Source organism: Haloechinothrix salitolerans (genome assembly GCF_042662605.1).
In the GTDB taxonomy this organism is placed as follows: domain Bacteria; phylum Actinomycetota; class Actinomycetes; order Mycobacteriales; family Pseudonocardiaceae; genus Haloechinothrix_A; species Haloechinothrix_A salitolerans.
Genome location: NZ_JBHSXX010000001.1, coordinates 1,477,678 through 1,497,772, shown reverse-complemented (window position 1 = coordinate 1,497,772; position 20,095 = coordinate 1,477,678). Strand labels below are relative to the sequence as shown.

General features: G+C 63.5%; 14 protein-coding genes. 2 read left to right on the top strand and 12 right to left on the bottom strand.

Annotation, left to right across the window (positions count from 1 at the left end):
• Positions 1 to 3: 3 nt before the first annotated feature.
• A complete protein-coding gene (locus ACFQGD_RS06965; protein ID WP_345406063.1) occupies positions 4 to 1,566 on the bottom strand; it encodes a PucR family transcriptional regulator in 1,563 nt (520 codons plus the stop codon).
• Positions 1,567 to 2,001: 435 nt separating this feature from the next.
• Between ACFQGD_RS06965 and ACFQGD_RS06960 the strand changes: the two genes are divergently transcribed.
• Entirely contained in the window at positions 2,002 to 4,299 is a 2,298-nt protein-coding gene (locus ACFQGD_RS06960; RefSeq protein WP_345406060.1) for an ATP-binding protein, read from the top strand.
• Between the two features lie 60 nt (positions 4,300 to 4,359).
• Here the strand turns inward: ACFQGD_RS06960 and ACFQGD_RS06955 are convergent, their stop codons facing one another.
• From ACFQGD_RS06955 to ACFQGD_RS06905, 11 genes are all read right to left on the bottom strand, one after another.
• Complete coding sequence (locus ACFQGD_RS06955; RefSeq protein WP_345406057.1) at positions 4,360 to 5,442, bottom strand: peptidylprolyl isomerase; 1,083 nt, start codon at positions 5,440 to 5,442, stop codon at positions 4,360 to 4,362.
• 2 nt (positions 5,443 to 5,444) lie between these two features.
• Positions 5,445 to 7,763: an RND transporter family protein gene (locus ACFQGD_RS06950; RefSeq protein ID WP_345406054.1), complete on the bottom strand. Its 2,319-nt coding sequence runs from the start codon at positions 7,761 to 7,763 to the stop codon at positions 5,445 to 5,447.
• A gap of 125 nt (positions 7,764 to 7,888) precedes the next feature.
• Positions 7,889 to 9,184, bottom strand: a complete 1,296-nt coding sequence (locus ACFQGD_RS06945) for an MlaD family protein (protein ID WP_345406051.1) — start codon at positions 9,182 to 9,184, stop codon at positions 7,889 to 7,891.
• A gap of 26 nt (positions 9,185 to 9,210) precedes the next feature.
• Positions 9,211 to 10,485 (bottom strand): MlaD family protein, encoded by a 1,275-nt coding sequence (locus ACFQGD_RS06940; RefSeq protein WP_345406048.1) that lies wholly within the window; start codon positions 10,483 to 10,485, stop codon positions 9,211 to 9,213.
• A gap of 83 nt (positions 10,486 to 10,568) precedes the next feature.
• Positions 10,569 to 11,969, bottom strand: coding sequence for an MlaD family protein (locus tag ACFQGD_RS06935; protein ID WP_345406045.1), 1,401 nt, complete (start codon positions 11,967 to 11,969; stop codon positions 10,569 to 10,571).
• Positions 11,966 to 13,177 carry an MlaD family protein gene (locus ACFQGD_RS06930; RefSeq protein WP_345406042.1) on the bottom strand — a complete coding sequence of 404 codons (1,212 nt, stop codon included), beginning with the start codon at positions 13,175 to 13,177 and terminating at the stop codon, positions 11,966 to 11,968. Before ACFQGD_RS06930 ends, ACFQGD_RS06935 begins: the two co-directional genes overlap by 4 nt.
• A 58-nt stretch (positions 13,178 to 13,235) precedes the next feature.
• The gene (locus ACFQGD_RS06925) at positions 13,236 to 14,600 is read right to left on the bottom strand and encodes an MlaD family protein (protein ID WP_345406039.1); all 1,365 of its coding nucleotides are present in this window, start codon (positions 14,598 to 14,600) and stop codon (positions 13,236 to 13,238) included.
• A gap of 5 nt (positions 14,601 to 14,605) precedes the next feature.
• The gene (locus ACFQGD_RS06920; RefSeq protein ID WP_345406036.1) at positions 14,606 to 15,814 is read right to left on the bottom strand and encodes an MlaD family protein; all 1,209 of its coding nucleotides are present in this window, start codon (positions 15,812 to 15,814) and stop codon (positions 14,606 to 14,608) included.
• 25 nt (positions 15,815 to 15,839) lie between these two features.
• Positions 15,840 to 16,691 carry an ABC transporter ATP-binding protein gene (locus ACFQGD_RS06915; RefSeq protein ID WP_345406033.1) on the bottom strand — a complete coding sequence of 284 codons (852 nt, stop codon included), beginning with the start codon at positions 16,689 to 16,691 and terminating at the stop codon, positions 15,840 to 15,842.
• A gap of 65 nt (positions 16,692 to 16,756) precedes the next feature.
• On the bottom strand, positions 16,757 to 17,593 hold the full coding sequence (locus ACFQGD_RS06910) for an ABC transporter permease (protein WP_345406030.1): 837 nt from the start codon (positions 17,591 to 17,593) through the stop codon (positions 16,757 to 16,759).
• A gap of 16 nt (positions 17,594 to 17,609) precedes the next feature.
• Positions 17,610 to 18,521 carry an MlaE family ABC transporter permease gene (locus ACFQGD_RS06905; RefSeq protein WP_390221023.1) on the bottom strand — a complete coding sequence of 304 codons (912 nt, stop codon included), beginning with the start codon at positions 18,519 to 18,521 and terminating at the stop codon, positions 17,610 to 17,612.
• Positions 18,522 to 19,022: 501 nt separating this feature from the next.
• On the opposite strand from ACFQGD_RS06905, the gene ACFQGD_RS06900 reads away from it, so the two are divergent.
• A complete protein-coding gene (locus tag ACFQGD_RS06900; RefSeq protein ID WP_345406024.1) occupies positions 19,023 to 20,075 on the top strand; it encodes a Glu/Leu/Phe/Val dehydrogenase dimerization domain-containing protein in 1,053 nt (350 codons plus the stop codon).
• The last annotated feature ends 20 nt before the right edge of the window (positions 20,076 to 20,095 follow it).

Here is a 20,095-nt window from a genome sequence, read left to right as displayed (position 1 = left end):
TGCTCAGTACTCGCTCATCAACCGCAACTGCAGTTCGGCCACCAACCGCTCAGTCGGTTCGTAGACATTCAGCCCGCAGAGTTCGCGGATCCGGCCGATTCGGTAACGCAACGTGTTGCGATGGACACACAGCCTCCTGGCTGCCTCGGTCAGGTCGCACTGCGCGTCGAAATAGCAGCGCAAACTGTCTAGATATTCAGTGCTACGTTCGCGGTCGAGTTCATTGAGCCACTCGATCGGCCCCTGCAGCAGATGGGGATGCTTCCCGACGATCAGCTCGCGCAGCTCGGCGAGTAGCGTCGTTGACCACGCATCCTCGGCGGCGCGGACCCGGACGTCGTCGTCGCGGGACGTCATCGCCAACAGCCGATCGACATCTCCGCGTGCCCTCGGTAACTCGGCGAGATCGGACAATGGTTGTCCAACGGAAGCGATGACGTCGACCCGCAGCTGGCTCGCGGCCTGTTTAGCGACCTCACCCGCGAACGCGCGGGCATCATCGAGCGTGCGTCCGTCCTCCTGGCACAGCACGTAGACGTTGCCTGAAACAGTCACCACGCATCCAGGCTCGTGCTTTGCCTCCCCGGTGACAGCGATGATGTCTCGTACGAGCATGTGCCGGAGAGACGCGTCGAGTTCCCCGTCACGAGCCCCGAAACCAACGAGCCGGAACGACGCACCGTCATCCGGACGAAGAACATCGGCGAGCGCGGCGGATGCTCCGGTGCCGTCCAACGCGCTACGCAGCAGATGAGCACGCAACCGATGCTCGGAATCGCCCGAGGTACGAAGCCGCACGATGCGTCCGGACGCGATCTTGGCGATCTCGGCGAGCATGGTCTCCTGTCGCTGACCGAGTTCGTGTTCTCCCTCCGCTACCCACACGAAGCCGAGAAACTCGCGGCCGGCGCGTATCGGTGCGACCAACCGCGGATGGTGGCCGGCAGGCTCAACCCGCACTGGCCGATCAGTGGCCCGTACCCTGCGCAGAAGACCGCTCTGCCGGAACCATTCCATGAACGCCTCTGGCGGTTGCCGGGAGAGAATCGACGTACGGCGTAGCTCGTCGAGTTCGTGATCGCGATGGGAGTAAGCCAGCAGGCACATGTCGGCGTCGTCGATCTCGACGGGCCCGCCAAGCGCGGCGACCGCGGCGTCCGCGAGGGAGAACAGATCGCTGATAGGCATGCCGCCGAGCGGGTTCCATACGGTCGGGACCGTCGGGAGCACCGTTGTGATCGTCCGGTGCAGATCATCCCAGGGCAGCTCGGGAGGCGCCGCGAGTACGGTGACGCCCGCACGCTGCGCCTCGGATCGCACCCAGGCAGGGTTTCTCGGTCGCTTGACGACGACGGCCGCGGCTCCGGCGCGGGCGGCGGCGTCCAGAACTAGGGGAAGGTCGCCGGCATACAAGCCGACGGCGAGCACGAGGTCGTCCGCTGAGACGTCCGTGGCTCCCACGGTGTCCCAGAGCTTGACGCCACGTACCGAGACATCAAACCCACACGCGATCCAGATCGTTTCGAGATACTCACCAAGCACCCCACCCAGCAGGTCTCGCACCATCCACCCAGCGTGATCGTCGTTAGCCAGCAACGGCTCGAGTTCGACCTGAGACCGAATCGGGATGGTATCGCGACTGGCGCCATGAATAGCGGTCACGGTAGGTCCCTTCGTCGGTTTGAGCGATGGCCACCAGGCTGGTCGTGGCCATGGCGGTGGGACACCCGGAAGTCCGCAACGCACTACGTATTTCTCCGATGTCAACGCCGCTCGCCCGGCCCCGCGTTACTGAACGCGCGCCGACGATCACCACCTCCGTAGGGTTACTACCAGCACAAACGCCAGCAGCTAACCCTTCTGGGGTAAGCGTTAGACCGGTCGCGGTACCCGACCATGGTTAATTCAGCGGAGTCATGAGGGGCGGCATACCCCCAATGGTCCTTTAGAATCCAGCGAATGACGCCACAAGCACCGCGGTCACGCCTAGGAGCGCTCCCCGTGGAGGGCACGAGTTTCATCGGTCGGCGACGAGAAGTTCGCGAGGCTAAGAGACTGTTCTCGCTCACCCATCTCGTCACCTTGATCGGAGTTGGCGGCGTCGGTAAGACCCGGCTCGCGCAGCGGTTGGCCAACGACTGGCAGCGCGCCTTTCGCGACGGAGTATATTTCGTACAGCTGTCCGATTTGCTAGATCCAACGCTACTCGGCCATACCGTGGCCGAGACACTCGGCCTGCGCGAGTTGTCGCGCAACTGGCGTATCGAGACGCTCACCGACTATCTGAAGTCGAAGCAACTCTTGCTGGTCCTTGACAATTGCGAACACCTACTCGGCGCATGCGCGAGCCTCGTGGACGAGTTGCTCACCTGCTGCGCCGACCTTCGGGTATTGGCGACCAGCCGAGAACCGCTCGGCATCGCGGGCGAGAGCACCCTCATCGTGGCTCCGCTCCAGGTACCGGAACCCGAGTGGCCCTCGACGGCGGCGCTGGCACACTACGACTCGGTCAAGCTGTTCCTCGATCGCGCCGAGTCCGCGATGCCGGGTTTCGAACTCACCGAGCAGAACAGCCGCACGGTCGCCGCGCTCTGTCACTCACTGGATGGCTTGCCACTCGCGTTGGAATTGGCCGCGGTCCGCCTGCGAGCGCTGTCTGTCGAACAGATACTCGATCGGCTATCGGATCGCTTCGCGCTGCTCAGCCGAGGCAGACGAAACGCGCCGACGCGGCAGCAAACCCTCCGGGCGCTGATCGCCTGGAGCTACGAGCTGTGCGCGCCAAACGAACAACTCCTGTGGACCCGGCTATCGGTATTCTCCGGCGGCATCGAGCTCGACGCGGCGGAAGGAGTCTGCGCCGATGATCTCCTGCCCCGGTCCGATATCCTCGAACTGCTCGCATCGCTGGTCGACAAGTCCATCGTGGTGCGCGACGACGTGGACGGTCGAGCGCGCTACCGACTACTCGAGACGATCCGGCAGTACGGTGAGGAACAGCTGGAAGAGTCAGGAGAACGTACGACGTGGCGGCGGTTCCATCGGGATTGGTACCTTCAGCTCGTTACGGATGTCTTTTCCGGTTGGGTGGGCGCCAACCAACCGGAAAGAATCGAACGCCTCCGGCGTGATCACGCCAACCTGCGTTCCGCGCTCGACTATTGCGTGACCGACCCCGACGAAGCTGTCGCGGGGTTACGGATGGCGAGCACCTTGTACTTCTACTGGCTGTCCACCGGGTTTCTCAGTGAGGGCAGGCACTGGCTCGACCTCGCGCTGCGGATCTCATCCGTTGACTGCGAACCGCGCCCGCACGCACTCTATGTCGCCGCATGCCTCGCTACCCTGCAGGATGATCCAGGTGCCGCGACCAAACTTCTCGACCAGGCCACCACTCGTATCGACGAGACCGCGAACCAGCGCGACGCGGCGTACATCGCACAAGGACGCGGTCTCGTCGCGATGTTCGCGGATGACCTCCCGGAAGCGATCAGGTGGCTGGAGGAGGCACTGGCGGGTTTCGGCGCGGTCGGGGAAGTGGACGGCGAGACCTTCACCTTCTTCCTACACGGACTCGCCGCCTTGCTCGCGGGCGAGCTCGACAAGGTCGAAGCAAGCCATGCGCGCTGCCGAGAACTCACCGAACTGCGAGGCGAATCCTGGGTGTGGTCGTACTCGCTGTGGGTCGCCAGCCTCAACGCGTGGGTTCGCGGCGACAACGACGAAGCCCTCGCCAAGGCATTCGATTGCCTACGACACAAGCGAGCACTCGATGATCAGCTCGGTATCGCCGAATGTCTCGAAGCCATCGCCTGGATCAACGCGAGCATGCGGCAGCGGGAGACCTCCGCGGTCCTGCTCGGAGCGGCGAGCACGATCTGGCAACGGATCGGTATGTCACTGCGCGCCATTCCTGGCCTAGACCGGTTTCATCAGAAGTGCAGACGCACCGCGAGCCAGCTTGGTGAACGGCCCTACCAGGCGGCCTTCCGCCGGGGCGCGGAGATGAGCCTCGCCGAAGCCGTCGACTTCGCACTCGGTGAACGAACGAAGCGAGAGACCGGTGGCACGAACCGAGCCACCGACTCGGTCGGCCTGACCCGAAGGGAGATGGAGGTAGCACAGCTCATCGCGGAGGGTCTCAGCAACCGCGAGATCGCGAATCAGCTGGTCATCGCACGCAGGACGGCGGAAGGGCACGTGGAGCACGTGCTCGCGAAGCTCGGCTTCACCTCCCGAGCCCAAGTCGCTGGATGGGTCGCGGAACGACAGCGCCAAGCCTCGACGACGTCCTCGTGACCGCCTAACCGCACACCGTTGTCGCATCGGCCCGCCAACGGCGACGGGCGAGCGACACGACTACTCGGGTGGTGCCACCGGGTCCCGAGGCCGATACATATCCGCGTACTCCACGTCCGCTTCCCGGAGTTTCTTGGTCAGCCAGTCATGCCAGGCCTTCAGCTCCCGTTCGGAACGCAACCGCTCCCGCAAGGTGTCCTTTACCTCGGCAAAGCCGAGCTGCCGCTCATTTCGGATCCCGACGACCTGACCCACGTTCCATCCGTGTTCGGTACGCACCGGCCCGAAGTAGGCCCGCTTGTCGGTACGAAACGCGGCTTTGGCATACGACTTCTCCAGCTGTTCCCGGGTCACGAAGCCGAGGTCACCACCATCTCCACTGGTGCTGCCGTCAAGTGAGTGCTTGCGCGCCAGCGCGGGAAAGTCGGCCCCAGCCTTAGCCCTGTCGAGAAGCCGCTTCGCCTTCGCCTTGGTACTCACCACGATATTGCGCAACCGCCGCTGCTCCGGGGCGACCAGCTCATCCTCGCGCTCGGTGAATGCCGCGCGGACATCCTTATCCGTCACATCCGCGACCTTCGAGCCCACATCACGGAGCAAACGGCTACTGACTCGCTGCCGCTTGATCTCGGCGAGCACCTCGCGCTCCGAAGCACCGACCTGCCCAAGTAGGTCCACGAACTTATCCCGTCCGCCTTTCCCGAATCCGGATTCGATCAGCTCGGCGAGCCGGTCCCTCGCCGCCTTGTCCGAGATGACGATTCCCTTTTCACGGGCCACTTCGTCCAAGACGATGCTCACCGCGACAGCTTTCGCCGCGTGGCGCCGGAACTCGCCTGCCCGCTCGCTGTCCTCGGATGGTCGCTGTATCCCATACAGCGCGATCAACGCGTCGATCCGTTCCTCAAGCTCGGTCTCCGTGACCACCGCGTCTCCTACACGCAGCGCCGCGTCGTCGGGTAAGCCCGTCACACGGTCGTACGCGATCGCGCTCGTGGCACCCGCCAGTAGTACGGCGACGACAACCATGGTCACGACGCGCCGTCGCCGCCTACCAAGGATCAGCGCGTGACCGTTGGCGGCAACGCGACGGATCCACGCCGCGGTATGACGCACCCATGTCGATACTGGTGGTTTCGGCATGCTCAGCTCCCTGTCATCGACACGTGGCCATGCGGGCTTCTCCGCTCCGCGAACTCAGCGCTTCCCGACGTGGCCGTTCGCCCAGGCAGCAGCCGGTTGAGGATGATCGCGGCAAGGAAGGACAGGGCAACGGCACCGGCGAGCATCGCGCCGAATTCGCGAAGCACGGCGAGGCCGGAAAGCAGCAGCGAGAGATAGCCGAGGGCAGCCGATAGTGCGGCCACGCAGACGGTTCGGCGCAGCCGGCCGGCCGACCGAACGTTCACGCCGCCAAACAGTGCCGAGTACTCGCAGGCGATGGCGGTGGTCAACGACCCGAGCACGATGGTCAGCGGTGTCAAGGTGACGCCAAGCGCCCACGCGCAGGCCAACCCCCACCCCACGGCGAGCACAGCGGCGAAGATCGCACGTACCGCGTCCGTACGCCGAGACAATCCCACCAGAAGCACCAGCCCCGCACCGGCGAGGCCGGCCATACTGGTGAGATAGCGGTCAGCCGACATCAGCTCGTACGCCCTTGATGCGGCCACGGACAAGCCAACGACCTCGACGTCCAGTCCCTCCGGGGTAGCGGGAAGCTCTGCCCGTACTTGCTCGATGAGCTGCTTCTGGTCGGCCAGATCTTGCACGGCGAGCCGGAAGTTCATCGCGGCCTGCCGCCGATCGCCGCGAACCACCGCGTGGGTGAGATACTCGGGTAACAACCGAAGTCCCGCGTCTATCTGGGACTGGTTTGGTTCAGTACCAAGAAAGTCCAGTAACCCCCTCGGGGTCAGGATTGGCTGAAGATCATCACCGTGCTCAACGACAAGCGCCCGCTCGGCCTCTTTCATCCAGCGCAACGCTTCTGGCGTCGCCACATCACCGCGCACGAGTAACTGCAGCTCACCGGAGGCCCCCAGCACACGCTCGGCATGCCGGATATCGTCAGTTTCTGGCATACCTTCGGCGAGCCGGATCGGATTCGCCTCGATCGTCATGCGATCAAATGACAGCCAACCGACGGCCGCTACCGCGCTGAGCAGGGCAAGCGCGACACCGCGCGCGACCATCCCGTGGCCACCCGAGCCACGACCCGGATCAGGCACGTGCTCGGCGGCGGCACCCTCGTCACCTCGGGCGCCGTGTGACTCGCCATCACCCGGCCGCCGGTCGTGGTCGGTGTCGACTCCACCTTTTCGCCGCCACCGCACGTACCACACGGCCGCGAGGAGTGCGAGCAACTGCCCAGCCGCCAGCGCCAGGCCGAGGTCACCCACGAATGGCAACGGCGAGAACGCTAGCGATGCGAAAGCCGCCGCGCTTGCCAGTGCGACCACGACTACCCGTCTGATGCTCACGGCGTTGAGCAAGTAGGCGGGAAAATCACTCGCTATGCCAAGCAGAATCGGAAGGAACGCGATCACGCCAAGCGACAGCGGCCAGCCCAGCCAGCCGAATCCGGACAGCACGAGCGCGGTCGCGGCGAGGGTCGCCATGAGCGGCAGCAGTCGCCGCCATCGCCGCCGCGTCCACGGAACGGCGAGGTAGCTCGCGGCGATCGCGGCCAGTGCGATCCCGCCCACCAGCAGGATCTCCTGCCGTACTTGGGTGCCGAGTGCGGCGGTCACCACGGGAACGCCGGTGACCGTCGTCCGTCGCGTCGCGAGCGACGCGTTCGCGAGCGTGGCACGAACGTCGGCGACGAGTCGCTCCGTCCCGGCCTGATCCAGACCCGCTCTCGGGCGGATCAGAATGCTGACGGTGTCTTTCCGGGGAACGACGAAGTCCCATCGCGACTTGGGCTCGCCGTTGTCATCGAAAATGACCTGCTTCACGAAGGCAGGGTTACGCAAGGTAGGTAGCCCGGCCGGCAAGCCCCTGACCAGGAGCCGGCCGTACCTGTCATCGAATTCCTCGACCGCGGCATCACCAGCCGCCGTGATCTCCTCCTTCGCGGCACCCCGTTCCCGTGCCGCCTTCTCCGCCCGGTGCCGAGTCGCGTCGCGCCTGCCTGACAGGCTGGCAAGCATGTTTTGCGCCGAGGCGGCGATCTGGTTGAGAACGGTCGCGGGCCCGTACACCGCGGCCACATCCGGCAGCCGGGAAAGTTCCCCTTCCACACGGAGCAACTGAGGTAGCTGCGCGGGAGCCAGCACACCTTGCTCCATATCTGGCTCCGTCGCTGACTCGACGATCACCACGAGCGGGTCGCCACCAAACGATCGAGCGGCTTCCTCCAGCGCGAGAACGGCGGGATCGCCCGCTGGTAGGAACGACTCGACGCTGGTGTCGGTACGCACCTGAAGCAATCCGCCCGCGACGCCGGACGCGATCCCCACCACGAGGAGGAAAACCGCGATCCGGCGCCGCGACGGAAACCGTAGCCCTCGCAGCGAGGCCAGCGGATTCACAGGACCGAAAAGGCGGAACCGGACGCGAAACCGACGCCGACTCCGTCGCGTTCTCATTTCGGCTCATGCTTCCCGCGTGGATCCGGGGCACGCTCGACCCTGTGATAGTCGCGGTCGAACGGGCCAGGATTGGCACCAGCTCCCGGCTTCGGCATCGGGTTCTTGTACGAGACCACACTTGGCGTGTCCAGCGGTGAGACCACCGACATATCACTCAGGTATGGCATCAGGCGGAAGTAATGCACGCCGGATTCGGTCGTGTACCGGGAGATCGCGTTGAAGTTGGCGAACCATGCCGCGACTTCCGGCCCGTAAGGTCTGAGGTACGCCAACATCGGGTTCACATCGCGCAACATCGTGATCGCCGCGGGGGTCAGCCCTGCCATGTCGCCCGAAAGGCGTGGAACGCGATCAAGGGTTGCTGGCGCACTGTCGAGGACCCCGGACAAGGCAGGCAACATACCTCGCAGGTCGGCGCTGGTCGCGGGAAGCTCTCGCAGTGCGGCGCTCAGGTGCGGAGCCGCCTGGTTCAGGTTCCCCGCGACGGGAGCGAGCGATCCGGAGAGGTCGGTGAGCGAGTCCGAGGCCTCACCGGCGGTGTTCACAACCCCTGGAAGCAGCCGCATCGACTCGGCGAGCGCCTGATGCTGGCCGGAGGTGGCCGAGGTTACCCGTTGCGCGTTCTCGACCATGGTCGCCAGCTGACCCTCACCGGTGTCCAGCGCGTCAAGCAAGGTCCGCGTGTGGCCAACCAGCTTTCGCAAATCACCGCTCTGCGCCTCGATGGCATCGAGCGCCGTGTGCCCCTCTCTGCCAAGGTCACCAAGTCCCACGAGGACATCAGCGAACTGGTCGCTGGTTCCCTTGGTACCAGCTCCTGCGGATCGGAGCAGTCCTTTCAACCGCTTACGGGTCTTGTCGTCCAAGCTCGCGATGACGTCCCGCAGCTGGGTGCTGTGTTCGATCGCGTCCGCTGGCAGCACGGAACCGGATTGGAGCTTCTCACCGGTACCGTCTCGCACGTCAAGGTACGTCTCCTCCACAAGCGATCGAGCACCAACCCGGAGCGATACACCCTCGTGCCATGGCGCGTGCTCGGAATAGATGGACAGCACGACACGGACATGGTCACCGCGCTGCTCGATCGACTGAACATCGCCGATCTGCACTCCCGCGGTCCTGATCTGGCTGCCTGGCACCATGTTGTCGGCGTCATCAAGTTTGGCGACGACCTCGTAACCGCGTGGTTCGTCCAGCAACGGTACGCGCCACGATGTTCCGGAGAGAAGGTAGAGGACGACGCCTGCCGTGGCGGCGAGGAATGCGAATACCACGGTCGTGCGAACCACGGGAGAAGTACCGGAAAGCATCCTCATCACCCACCTTGGCCAGCGTCGCCGGCGTTTCTCGAAGCACCCTCAGCGGATCGGCCGGAGCGACCGGCACCACTTTCCTCAGGGGAAGGTGCGTAGCCTCCTCTGGCGCCGGGGATGGCGCCACCATCGGGCACTGGCACCACAGCATGGCCACGGATGATCGTGCCTTGGGCGTCTCGCGGACTGAATACCGACGAGGTGTTGTAGACGAACGCCTGAAGATCAGTCAGGTAGGACTCGAGTACCGCCGTGTCATGCGGCAGTCTCCTGGAGACCGGACGCACATCGGACAGCGCCACGTCGGCGTCGGCCACCAGCGGACGAAGGTCGGTCGCCACGGGCTTGGCCTTGGCCACGACCGGCTTTGCCTTGTCGACAGTCCGACCAAGCTCCTCGGCGAGTTCACCGGTCCTTTCGAGCGCGGATGGCAGCGTATCGCTGGCGCTTTCTAGATCGGTAAGCACGGGATCAAGCTCGTTGGTGACCTCTTGGGTACCGGTCAGTGCCCGCCTCAGTTGCTTGTTCAGGCCTGGTAGCTCGCCAAGCGTCAATCGGAGCTCGTCATCGTTGCGCCGTACGACTCGCAAGGCTTGCTGCGCCGAATCAGCGAGTGTGGCGAGACGATCCTGATTGCCACCGACCGCCTGAGCGATTCGCGACAGACCGCTGCTCAGCTCGCTCAGCTTGTCACGCCGGGTTCGCAACGCCTTCAGCGCGGGCCGCAGGTGACGCAGTGTCGAGTCGGTAGCCCGCAGACCCTCTGGGAGTTGCTCCGGCGCCCTCGCCAGTGCCACGTCGGACTCGCGAAGCAACGCGCCGAGAGCACGCCGTGAGCGGTCATCGAGATGCCGCATTACCTCATCGGGCTGGATGGCTCGTTCCGTCTGGCTGGCGGGCAGCATGCCCCCTGCCCGCAGTGGAGCGCCAGGTGGTCCGCCGGGGTCGATCTCGATATACATCTGATTCAACGGGTTGACCGTGCGCATCACGGCGCGCGCGTTGTCGTGAATCCGATGTCCCGGCTCAATGCTCAACGTCAAGCGCGCGCTACCGCGGTCACTCACTTCCCAATCGACGATCTGCCCAACCTCGACACCCGCGATGGTGACCAGGTGTTTGGCATCGGCGTTGTTACCAGCGGCGTCCTCGAATTCCGCGACGAAAACATACCGATCCGACCAGGGTGGCGTGAAGTCCGCGTTCGCCAGATTGATCCCGGCCGCCGCCAAGCCGAGCGCGAGAAACGCGACCACGATCGTCAGATTGCGCCCCAACCCGGGAACCGTTCTGATCCGATCCCACGTTCGCCGAAGGGACAACCGGCGCTTACTCACCTTCGACCCCCTAGTTATCCGAATCATTTTCCGCTCCGCTGATCGTTCTGCCTCGCCGAACCTGGTGGGAGAGCCCCGACCAGCTCGAGATACCGCCGCATGGTGAGTGGCTGGCCGAGCCCGCTGATCGAGTTCGGCGCGATACCAGCCGCGAGCCTTGAGTGACCACCCGAGCCGTCATTCCAGCTCAAGGCGTCCGCTCCCCTGCTGAATAGGTAGCCAAGCTCGACGTACATCCGGTTACCGCTCGCCCCACCACCGGCGTAACGTCCTTGGCCGCTCCACGGTGAGAGCACCGTGTCCGATATCGGACCCTCAACGCGGTTGAGCACCGGTCCCTTAACATCGGAGGCCACCCCAGTAGCCTTCGATGTAGCCGGAACAAGGCGCCGGACGAGGGGCTTCGCCTGCTCGAGCGTGGGTTTCAGATCCTTGAGCAGTCCAAGCGTCGGCCGCAACACCGGTTCGAGTTTCGCCAGCATCTCGTCCAGCTCGGTGGCGACGGGACGGAACTCGGAGGCCGTATCAGTCAGCTTCCGCAGCGTTGGCCTGAGGTCGGCCAGGCCCGCACGTGTCACCCGAAGCGTTTCGGGCAAGGTGCCCACCGACTCCGCCAGTGGCCGGCTTCCCGCACGCAATGACCTTGTGCTCGCCCTGAGCGACGTGATGATCTCTTGTAACTGCCCGGACCGGGCGGTCAGCACCTTCCCAGTGGCGTGCATGCCACTGACCAGATCGGTCAGATCGCGGTTAGGCCTGGTGCCACGAACACCGAGCAACACATCGGTGGCCGGATCCAGCGTCGCGGGCGCGTTCTTCACCAAACCCCGAATGGATCGAGAACCCCCGTTCTCAAGTACCCGATCCATCTGGCGAATGGATGCCCTAATTCCGGCCTTGGCTTCGTCGCCACCCACAGCGTCCAGCACGCGATCGAGTTCGACCGGTACCGATGTCCGCGCCAGCGGGATTCTGCCGCCGTCGTACTCGCCCGCACCCCCCGGCTCCAAGTCGACGTAGTAATTGCCACCGAGTAGCAGCGTCGGTCTGATGCTCGCCGACGGCTCGGAACCGAGCTTGTCCCGGATCGAACCGTCCACCTGCATGGTGACGATGTATGTGCCGTCGCCGCTCGGTCGGCCATCCGTCGTCGATCCGACGATGACTCCGCCAACCTTGACGTCGCTCTTGTGATCACGGAGCTTGTACGCGCGCGGAAACTCCGCCTCGATCGTCGCCGTGTCGGTAAACATCCGCGACGCGATGTTGCTGATCCGCTCCTTGTTGTACAGAGCGAACATGACGCCGAAGAACGCCGCCAGGATCAAGAATCCACCAATAGCCCGCTGGGACCATCCGATGCGGGAAGCGATACTCGCTGTCGCGCCGTTCACGACCTTCGCCGCGTTGCCGATGATTCTCATCGCGGACCTCCCAGCAATCCCGTCGCGCGGTCGTGATCGGCCTCACCTGGCTTCGGGTACACGTTCTGCGGAACGGACGACGGTCCCAGCAGCCCACCGGCCGTTCGCAGCACCGGTGACACGATGCCGAGCCGGGCGTAATTGACACCGTCGATGCTCTGTGACGTCCAGCTGTGTCCCCGGACGAAGAACTGACCCATCTCCGGTGCGTACGGCGCCAGCACCGATAGCGGCTCCGCCAGATCGTCGAAGCCTCGCGTGACCTGCTTGGCAAGCGGTCGCGCATCAGCGAAGGTCCCTGTCAGGTCTCCGACAGCCGGCGTCGCTCGCGTGGCGACCGCGGGCACCTTCGCGAACGGCTCCACCGACTCCCGCAGCACACCACGCAGATCGTTCTCCGCTCGCGCGAGCGCCCTCGCCCCCGGTCGTAACCGCGCGACCGCTGACCGGGTATCTGACAACGGGGTGTCGAGCGCATCGAAAGCACCGTCCAGGCTTGCCAGCGTTCCCGGCAAGTCGCGAAGCGTCTCCGTCAGCGGACCGGCGTCATCAATGGTCAGCGCGCGCAGTGTCGAGTCGGCCTGCTCGACCAGCTTGCTGATCCGCTCACTACGCCCCGCGAAGCGGGACGCGAGCTGGTCACCGCTTCGCAGCAGACCGATGAGGTTCGTCTGGTCCGACGACAGTGTCAGCGACAACGATCCGAGATCATCGGCAAGGTCCGGCGCCGACCGCACGAAGTCGCGCACGTCCCGACTTCGGCCGCCAGCACCTCCGCCGAGTTCCCTGATCGCGCTGGTAGCCGCTGCGCGGCTACGGTCGTCAAGCACGTCAAAGAGTTCGTGTATGTCGGCCGAACTCGTTGTCTTGGCGACCGGGATGGTGCCATCAGCGAGCCTCCCGGCTTCGGGATTTCCGGGATACAGCTCAACGAATTTGGCACCCAGCGAGGAGAAATCCCAGATCTCCGCTCTGGCATCACCATAGACGTCGTGTTCGCCGTCGAGCCGCATCGTGACTAGCGCTCGCCCATCGCGATATTCGATGTCGGACACGCTGCCGATCCGGACGCTGTTTTGCCGAACCTCATTTCCTTCCATGAGGCTATGCGTATCGGTAAACGCCGCACGAACCGTCGTCGACTCCTGCCACGGCAAACCGGTATGTGCCGAGACGGCGAGGTAAAGGATGAGCGCGATGCCAGCCATACCGGCGATCCCGGCTACGACCGTGAACCGCCTTCTCCGTGATTCACGAGGTCCCATGTCACCGCCCTCCGAGTAGCTGTCCGAGCAGCGACCGTTCCTGTTTCTCTGTCAAACCGGTCGCGCCCCCATCACCGGTCGCGCCGCTATCCTTCGTCGCTCCTTGGTCGGCGTCGCCATCAGCGCCAGGTAAGGTTGGCGAGGCTCCCGGCAGTTTCGGCAGTCCGTCCGCGAGCTCCGACAGGTCGGTGTCGCCAGGCACCGCACCGTCGGCGATCGTGCCCAGCGCCTTCGGTGTCGTCACGATCGATGCGCGGAAGTAGTGGCTGAGTCCGTCGTAGCCGGATGTGCTGAGCGCCCACCCCTTGACGAACTCCATCAGGTTGCCGAGCCGTTTACTCAACGCCTGCTCCATCAACGTCCTGCCGTCGTTGGCGACGCTGCGCAGGTCAGCACCGGCCGGTCGTAGCGCGTTGACAAGTGGCCCCGCCTGATCGAGGAGCTCATCAGCTCTTTCGAGCACCGGCGAAAGGCTCGCCAAGGCCGGGTCGACCACATCGGCGAACGTATGCAGTTCCTTTCCGACGTCGCGCAGATCGCTCGTGACCGGACGAAGGGAGGCAAGAGTTGGCGCGGCATCGGCGGAAACCCCGGCGACCTTCGCCAGCGTGCGCTGGGCCTTGCTCAACGTCCCTGGTAGACGTCGCAGGGTCGCCGACGCCGACTCTCGCTCCGCGGCGACCGCGGACAGCGTCCGTACCGTCGACTCCACGAGGCCGTCAAGCTTGGTGCCCCTGCCATCCGCGAGCTCACGCACCACCGGCTCGACGTTGTCGACCAGTCGCGACAGCAACTCGTTGTGCTCACTGAGCATTGTGCCGAGACGATCCGTCTGTCGCATCGCGGGCGCCAACGCCTCGATACCTTCCGCGATCTTCTCGCCTTGGTTGTTGGCTGCCTCGCCGAGCGTGGTGACGAGCGCGGCGAGCGCGGTGCCAGTCGGGTTGTCAACATCATTGAGGATGTCCTGCAGATCGACTCCGCTCCTGGTCTGTTCGACCGGGATCCACAACGAGTCATCGGCCATCCCGGTGCCCTGAGATCCCCTCGCCAGCTTGATGTAACGTTCACCGAGCAGGTCCTTCAGCGTGATCTCGGCGCTCGCGTCCTCATACAGCGGCAGTACGGACCGCTCGACCCGCATCTCGACTCTGGCCAACCCGTCTCGCAACGTCACCGACTCGACGTTGCCGACCGTGACGCCTGATGCCTTGACTTCATTGCCGGTGACGATCGGGCTGGCGTCCTCGAACATGGCGACGACGGTCACGTCGTCACCTTCCTCGCCAGACGTCATCGCCACCACGACACCCGCAATGGCGACCATCGCCATGACCACCGCGAGGCGCCCGCGGTAGGACTTCATCAGTTTCATCGCATTCCGCTCCCGTGCGCGTCAGTCCACGGTTGCCCCACGACCTCGCCTGGTTTCGGCTCATGGGTCGACAGTGGCGGTAACCCTCCGGACGGCTGGGCGTTGAATGCCGCCAATCCAGCCTGCGCTAGTCCACCAAGCCACACATGCCCCTCAGCGTCGTAGTGGGCATAGTCCCTGCCCCAGTTGTTCACCCAACCGATCGCTTCCGGTGTGTACGGACGCAAGTAGGACACCGCGGGATGCAATTTCTCCAGGGTGCTCGTGACTTGCGGGACGACATCGTGTGTCCGATCGAGCAATCCCGGCGTCTTGCCAAGCAACCGTTCCGCCGAGTCGAGAGTCGGGCGCAATTCCGCCACGGTCGGGCGTAGCTTCGCCAGTACCGGTCGCAACACGCCGGACACCGAAGCCAACCGCCGTGTCGCCGGATCAAGGTCCGCCAGCAACGGACCTGCTTCCGCGACCGCCTCCGGCACCTCGTCGAGGGTGCGTTTCGCCTCCCGCAGCGTCGCGGGAAGCTCAGCGATGCCGCGCTTCAACCGCTCTTGCTTACTCGCCATCTCGCCGGTGACCGTGTTGAAATCGCGAACCACCTCAGACAGCTCCGTCTGTCGCTGAGCCACTGCCGACGTCAACTGCTCCAGCTCGGTCACCAGCCCACGAATCGCCGGCCCGTCCCTGCCGACCGCCTCCAGAATCGCGCCCATCGCCTTCACAGCGGGTCCGGCACTGGCGACCGTTTCTCGCAGGTCCCGTTCTCGACCTTCTACGGTTTTCGCCAGCCGTGATACCAGCGACTTCAGCCGCTTCCTCGTCTTTCCGTCCAATGTAGCCAGTACCTGATCGACCTCGATCTGGCTCGACTTCCCGGCGTACATCGAGCCGCTCGGAATAGCCTTCGCTTCGGCGGGCCCCGGCTCGATGCTCAAGACCCGTTCACCGAGCACCGACTGCCACTCGACCCGCGTGACGGCGCCCTCTCGTATCGGCGCGTACGTCTCATCGATCTCCGCGGTCACCAAGGCCTTGCCATCCCTGGCATCGAGACGACTGACCGACCCAGCCTCCTGCCCGTCGATCCACACGAAGGACCCCTCCACGAGCTGCGCCGCCGACGGCACGACAAACCGCACCCGGTACTCGTCGTCGGAGGCGAGGGCGTACGCACCGCCAAGCCCAGCCACGACCAGCAACGCGCTCACCGTTATCCATATTCGCGCTGCCATATCATTCCATTCCTAGCGGTCCAACGGAGTCACCGGAAAGAAACTGCTGAACGAACGGATCGTCAGCGGAAAATGCTTCGTCGACCGAGCCGTAATACACGAGCTCACCCTTCCACAGGACGCCAACGTAATCACTGACTCGTCGGGTCGTGTTAATATCGTGAGTCACGACGACATATGTCCCTTTATGTTCCCTGTGCATGTCAACGATCAAATCGCACAGCAAACTCGTTCGGACGGGATCCAAACCCGAATCCGGCTCATCGAACAGCACGATATCCGGCTTCATGACAAGCGCCCTGGCGAACCCGGCACGTTTTTTCATGCCGCCCGATATTTCATTCGGATACTTCTTGATCGACTCGCTGAGACCAACCTCGGAAAGCCCCTTCAGCACGATTTCCTCGATTTCTGATTCAGCGAGATCCGTATTCTTCCTCAGCGGGAATGCCACATTATCGTAGATGTTCATCGAACCAAAGAGCGCACCGTCCTGAAAGAGCACGCCAAAACGTTTTCGCAGTTCGGTACGTTCTTCGTCACTCAACGACCAGATATCCTGGCCAAATATGCAGATCTCACCGCGATCAGGCTCGAGCAAACCGACCACATGTTTCAGTAAGACACTCTTACCAGTACCAGAAGGGCCAAGTATCGTTGTGACGGCGTTCTCCGCGAAATTAATATTCAACCCGCGTAACACGCCCGAACTTCCAAACGACTTGTGTACGTCGCGAACCTCGACACTGTACGCGACACCGTCTCGGTAGCTCTCAACCGAGGAAGTCGCGTACCCATCTTCACCCGTCGATTCCGGACCGAGTTGCCCGCGAAAAAGACTGGGCCGAACCATGGAACCTCCTCGTTCAAATTTCATCTTTCCCGCCCAACACGTCAGTATTCGTTCAGAGATTTCCGCTAGTTCCCGATAGGAAGCACGACATTCGTGCCGTAGAAAAGCTGGAACATACAGCCCGCGCCGAGTAGATTGACCATGACGACGTTGAATCCCATTGACCTCGCGGTGTTCTCGCCGACCCCGACGGGGCCACCTTTCGCGGTATACCCGTAGTAGCAGGAAATAATGATGGCGAGCAGGGCCGTTACCATCGCCCATGTCATCGACCGGAACAAGATGTCACCTGGTGTGATAAACGACCAGAAGACCGCGTTGTAGCCACCTGCGGACACCGTTCCCAGAACGACGACATTGGTCACATAGCTTCCGACCGCGGCCCAGGAAAAGCCGGTGATGAACAGGAATGGCATCGCGATGATCGACGCCCACACGCGAGTACCCACCAAGTACGCCTGGGATGGCACCCCCATGACTTCCATCGCGTCGATCTCATCATTGATGCGCATGGCACCCAGTTCCGCGACGATCCCGCAGCCGATCTTAGCGGCGACGATGAAGCCCAGAAAGACGCAAGACGTCCCCTTCAAAGTCGCGGCAGCAGTCACGAAGCCGATGTAAGCTTGCGCCCCGATCTGGGTGAGCAGATAGTGGCTCACCTCGGCTACCATGACACCGCCGGTCAGCAGGAGTAGCCAGATGACGATGGAACTCGACCGGATCATGATCGCGCACTGCCGGATGATCTCACTCGGAAACCGCAGCGCACGAGGAAGATCCACAATCGTGCTCACGGTCCAGCGGCACAGCAGGACGATTTCCTCGAGATAGCTCGTCTGTTCAGTGGTCTTCGATGCACCATGCTGGCGGGCTGGGGCTTCTTGACTTGCGATACTCATTTGCAGATTCACCTTCTCACCGCGATACCGTGATCTGCGGAACACTGCCGAGCAGCACCATGTTGAACAGCACGCTCAGGATGAAGACAGCCAACACGGAAATCACCACAGCCTGGTTCACGGCTCTACCGAGTCCCTCTGATCCGGAGTCGGTGTGCATGCCTTTACTCGCGCATATAAACCCGATGAGCAAACCAATGAGAATCATCTTGACGAAGTTTCCGACGAGCTCGGGAACCGTGAGGTTCTGCATGAAGTTGGTGAGGTAGGCCGCGCGCGAGGTGCCACCGAGAATGGTCACGATCACATAGCCTTGAATGACGATGACGATGATCCCGAGTGTGTTGACCACCCACGAGACGATCGCCAGACCAATCACCCGTGGCAAGACGAGAATCCGGATCGGATCCTGCCCAAGGACCCGCAGCGCGTCGATCTCTTCTCGAATCTTACGAGCGCCGATCTCGGTCGTGGTAGCCGTTCCGACGACTCCGGCGACGACGGTCCCGGCGATAAATGGCGTGATCTCCCGGATCACGATCGCGAGATAGATCGTGCCAAGGCGATTCGCGGCACCCAGGATCAGCAAGATTGACACTGAGAAGGTGACGAGCAACATCCCGTAACCGAACATGGCGAAGAAGCCGGGTACCGCCACCTTCTTGAACTGGTCGAACATGTCATCACGTACGTCCGCCAGTAGACCGCGACGGTGGCGAAGCAACGTTCGAAAGGTCTCGACGGCCAGCATGACCGGCTGACCCACCTCAGTCATGACGCGGCGAAGTGGTTTCGAAGGGCGCCACCCGGTACCCGTTTTCGCGATGCCACGACCTGTCGTGGTCGTTCCTCCCGCGCCACCACCATTCGTCGCCGCGGCGGCATCCTCGCGTCGCGGTGCCGGATGACCCGCTTCTCCGTCGGCCATGTTCGCGCGCTCCACTCATTCCAGCCGTGCATACGACATAACTGGACTCATCACCAGTTGCTGGACCAACACTAGAATTCGCCGTGATCGGAGTCACTACCCAATTCGGAGAATGGTCTCCGATGAATCAGTGCACATCGCCGATTCGCCGAGTGAGGCGGCGCACCTGGATCGGCTCAACCAATACCTACCACGGTGACCGGCGGAGACGTACGCCCCGCGCACATGGCTTCACAACTGGTGGCGAGGACGTGATCGCACCTCGTCGAGTTCAAGACGTAACGTCGGCATCGACTCGTTCCGAACATCACGCGCTTCGCGGACTTTTGGCCCCGAGAACAATTGGCTTGGACAACAATTTGTCGCTCCGGGCATATCTACCGCGCGCGAAGTTGGCTACGGTGTGGTCAGTCAATTGTCCCGCGGCACTGCTGTTGCCCTTCATTACCGGCAATGACCCGCCAACACCGGCGAATGTACGTTCGAGAAAGGTACGTCGGCGTGACATCTTACGGCGTCTTCTCCCGTGCCTCAGGACACGAGGAAGTCATTTTTTGCCACGATGACCCAAGCGGCCTGCGCGCGATCATCGCGATTCACTCAACGGCACTCGGACCCGCCTTGGGTGGTGTGCGGATGCGTCCGTACACCACGGAGGCAGAAGCCCTGAACGATGTTCTCTTGCTGTCTCAAGGGATGTCCTACAAGAGCGCGCTCGCGGGCGTCGGCCTCGGTGGCGGCAAAGCGGTGATCATCGGTGACCCGGCGACCGGCAAGACCGACGGCCTTCTCCATGCCTTCGCACGGCGGGTCAACTCGCTCGGCGGTACCTACATCACCGCTCCCGACGCAGGGACAACCGTACGGGACATGGACGTCATCGGCGAGCATTCCAAGCACGTGGTTGGCCGGTCCCCCGAGTGTGGCGGTTTCGGCGACCCATCCCCATACACCGCACTTGGTGTCTTCAGGTGCATGCTCGCCAGCATGGAGTTCCTGCGAGGAAGCGGCTCACTGCGAGACCGCGTGGTCGGTGTCGAGGGCGCGGGCAAGGTTGGCTATCACCTGGTGCGGTATCTGATCGACGGGGGCGCGCGGGTCGCCGTCACGGATGTCGACGAGGGCGCGCTCGCCCGGATTCGCTCGCTCGGTGACGTGCGAACGGTCGCCAGCGCCGACGAACTTCTCACCCTGCCATTGGACATCTTCGCCCCGTGCGCGCTCGGCGGCTCCCTGACAGCGGAACGAGCGGCGAGTATCCAGGCACGGATCGTCTGTGGTGCGGCCAACAACCAGCTGGCCGAACCTGACGTCGCGACGTCACTTCACCGGCGTGGCATCCTCTACGCCCCTGACTACTTGGCGAACGCGGGTGGCCTTGTCCACGTCGCCGGTGAACTCCGTGGCTTCGATTCCGAGCGCACGCGTTCGGCGGTGATGTCGATCTCGGACACGCTTGGCGAGGTCTACCAGATGGCGACCGCCGACCACGTCAGTCCCGCTGAGGCAGCGGACCGTCTCGCCAGAAGGCGGATCGCGGTGGGAGCAAGCTAGAACGCGGCTTCGGCCAAGGC

Excerpts from the sequence above, each read along its gene's own strand:
- ACFQGD_RS06965 (WP_345406063.1), bottom strand. The coding sequence starts at position 1,566 with ATGGTGCGAGACCTGCTGGGTGGGGTGCTTGGTGAGTATCTCGAAACG.
- ACFQGD_RS06955 (WP_345406057.1), bottom strand. The coding sequence starts at position 5,442 with ATGCCGAAACCACCAGTATCGACATGGGTGCGTCATACCGCGGCGTGG.
- ACFQGD_RS06935 (WP_345406045.1), bottom strand. The coding sequence starts at position 11,969 with ATGAGAATCATCGGCAACGCGGCGAAGGTCGTGAACGGCGCGACAGCG.
- ACFQGD_RS06930 (WP_345406042.1), bottom strand. The coding sequence starts at position 13,177 with ATGGCTGGCATCGCGCTCATCCTTTACCTCGCCGTCTCGGCACATACC.
- ACFQGD_RS06925 (WP_345406039.1), bottom strand. The coding sequence starts at position 14,600 with ATGAAGTCCTACCGCGGGCGCCTCGCGGTGGTCATGGCGATGGTCGCC.
- ACFQGD_RS06915 (WP_345406033.1), bottom strand. The coding sequence starts at position 16,691 with ATGGTTCGGCCCAGTCTTTTTCGCGGGCAACTCGGTCCGGAATCGACG.
- ACFQGD_RS06910 (WP_345406030.1), bottom strand. The coding sequence starts at position 17,593 with ATGAGTATCGCAAGTCAAGAAGCCCCAGCCCGCCAGCATGGTGCATCG.
- ACFQGD_RS06905 (WP_390221023.1), bottom strand. The coding sequence starts at position 18,521 with ATGGCCGACGGAGAAGCGGGTCATCCGGCACCGCGACGCGAGGATGCC.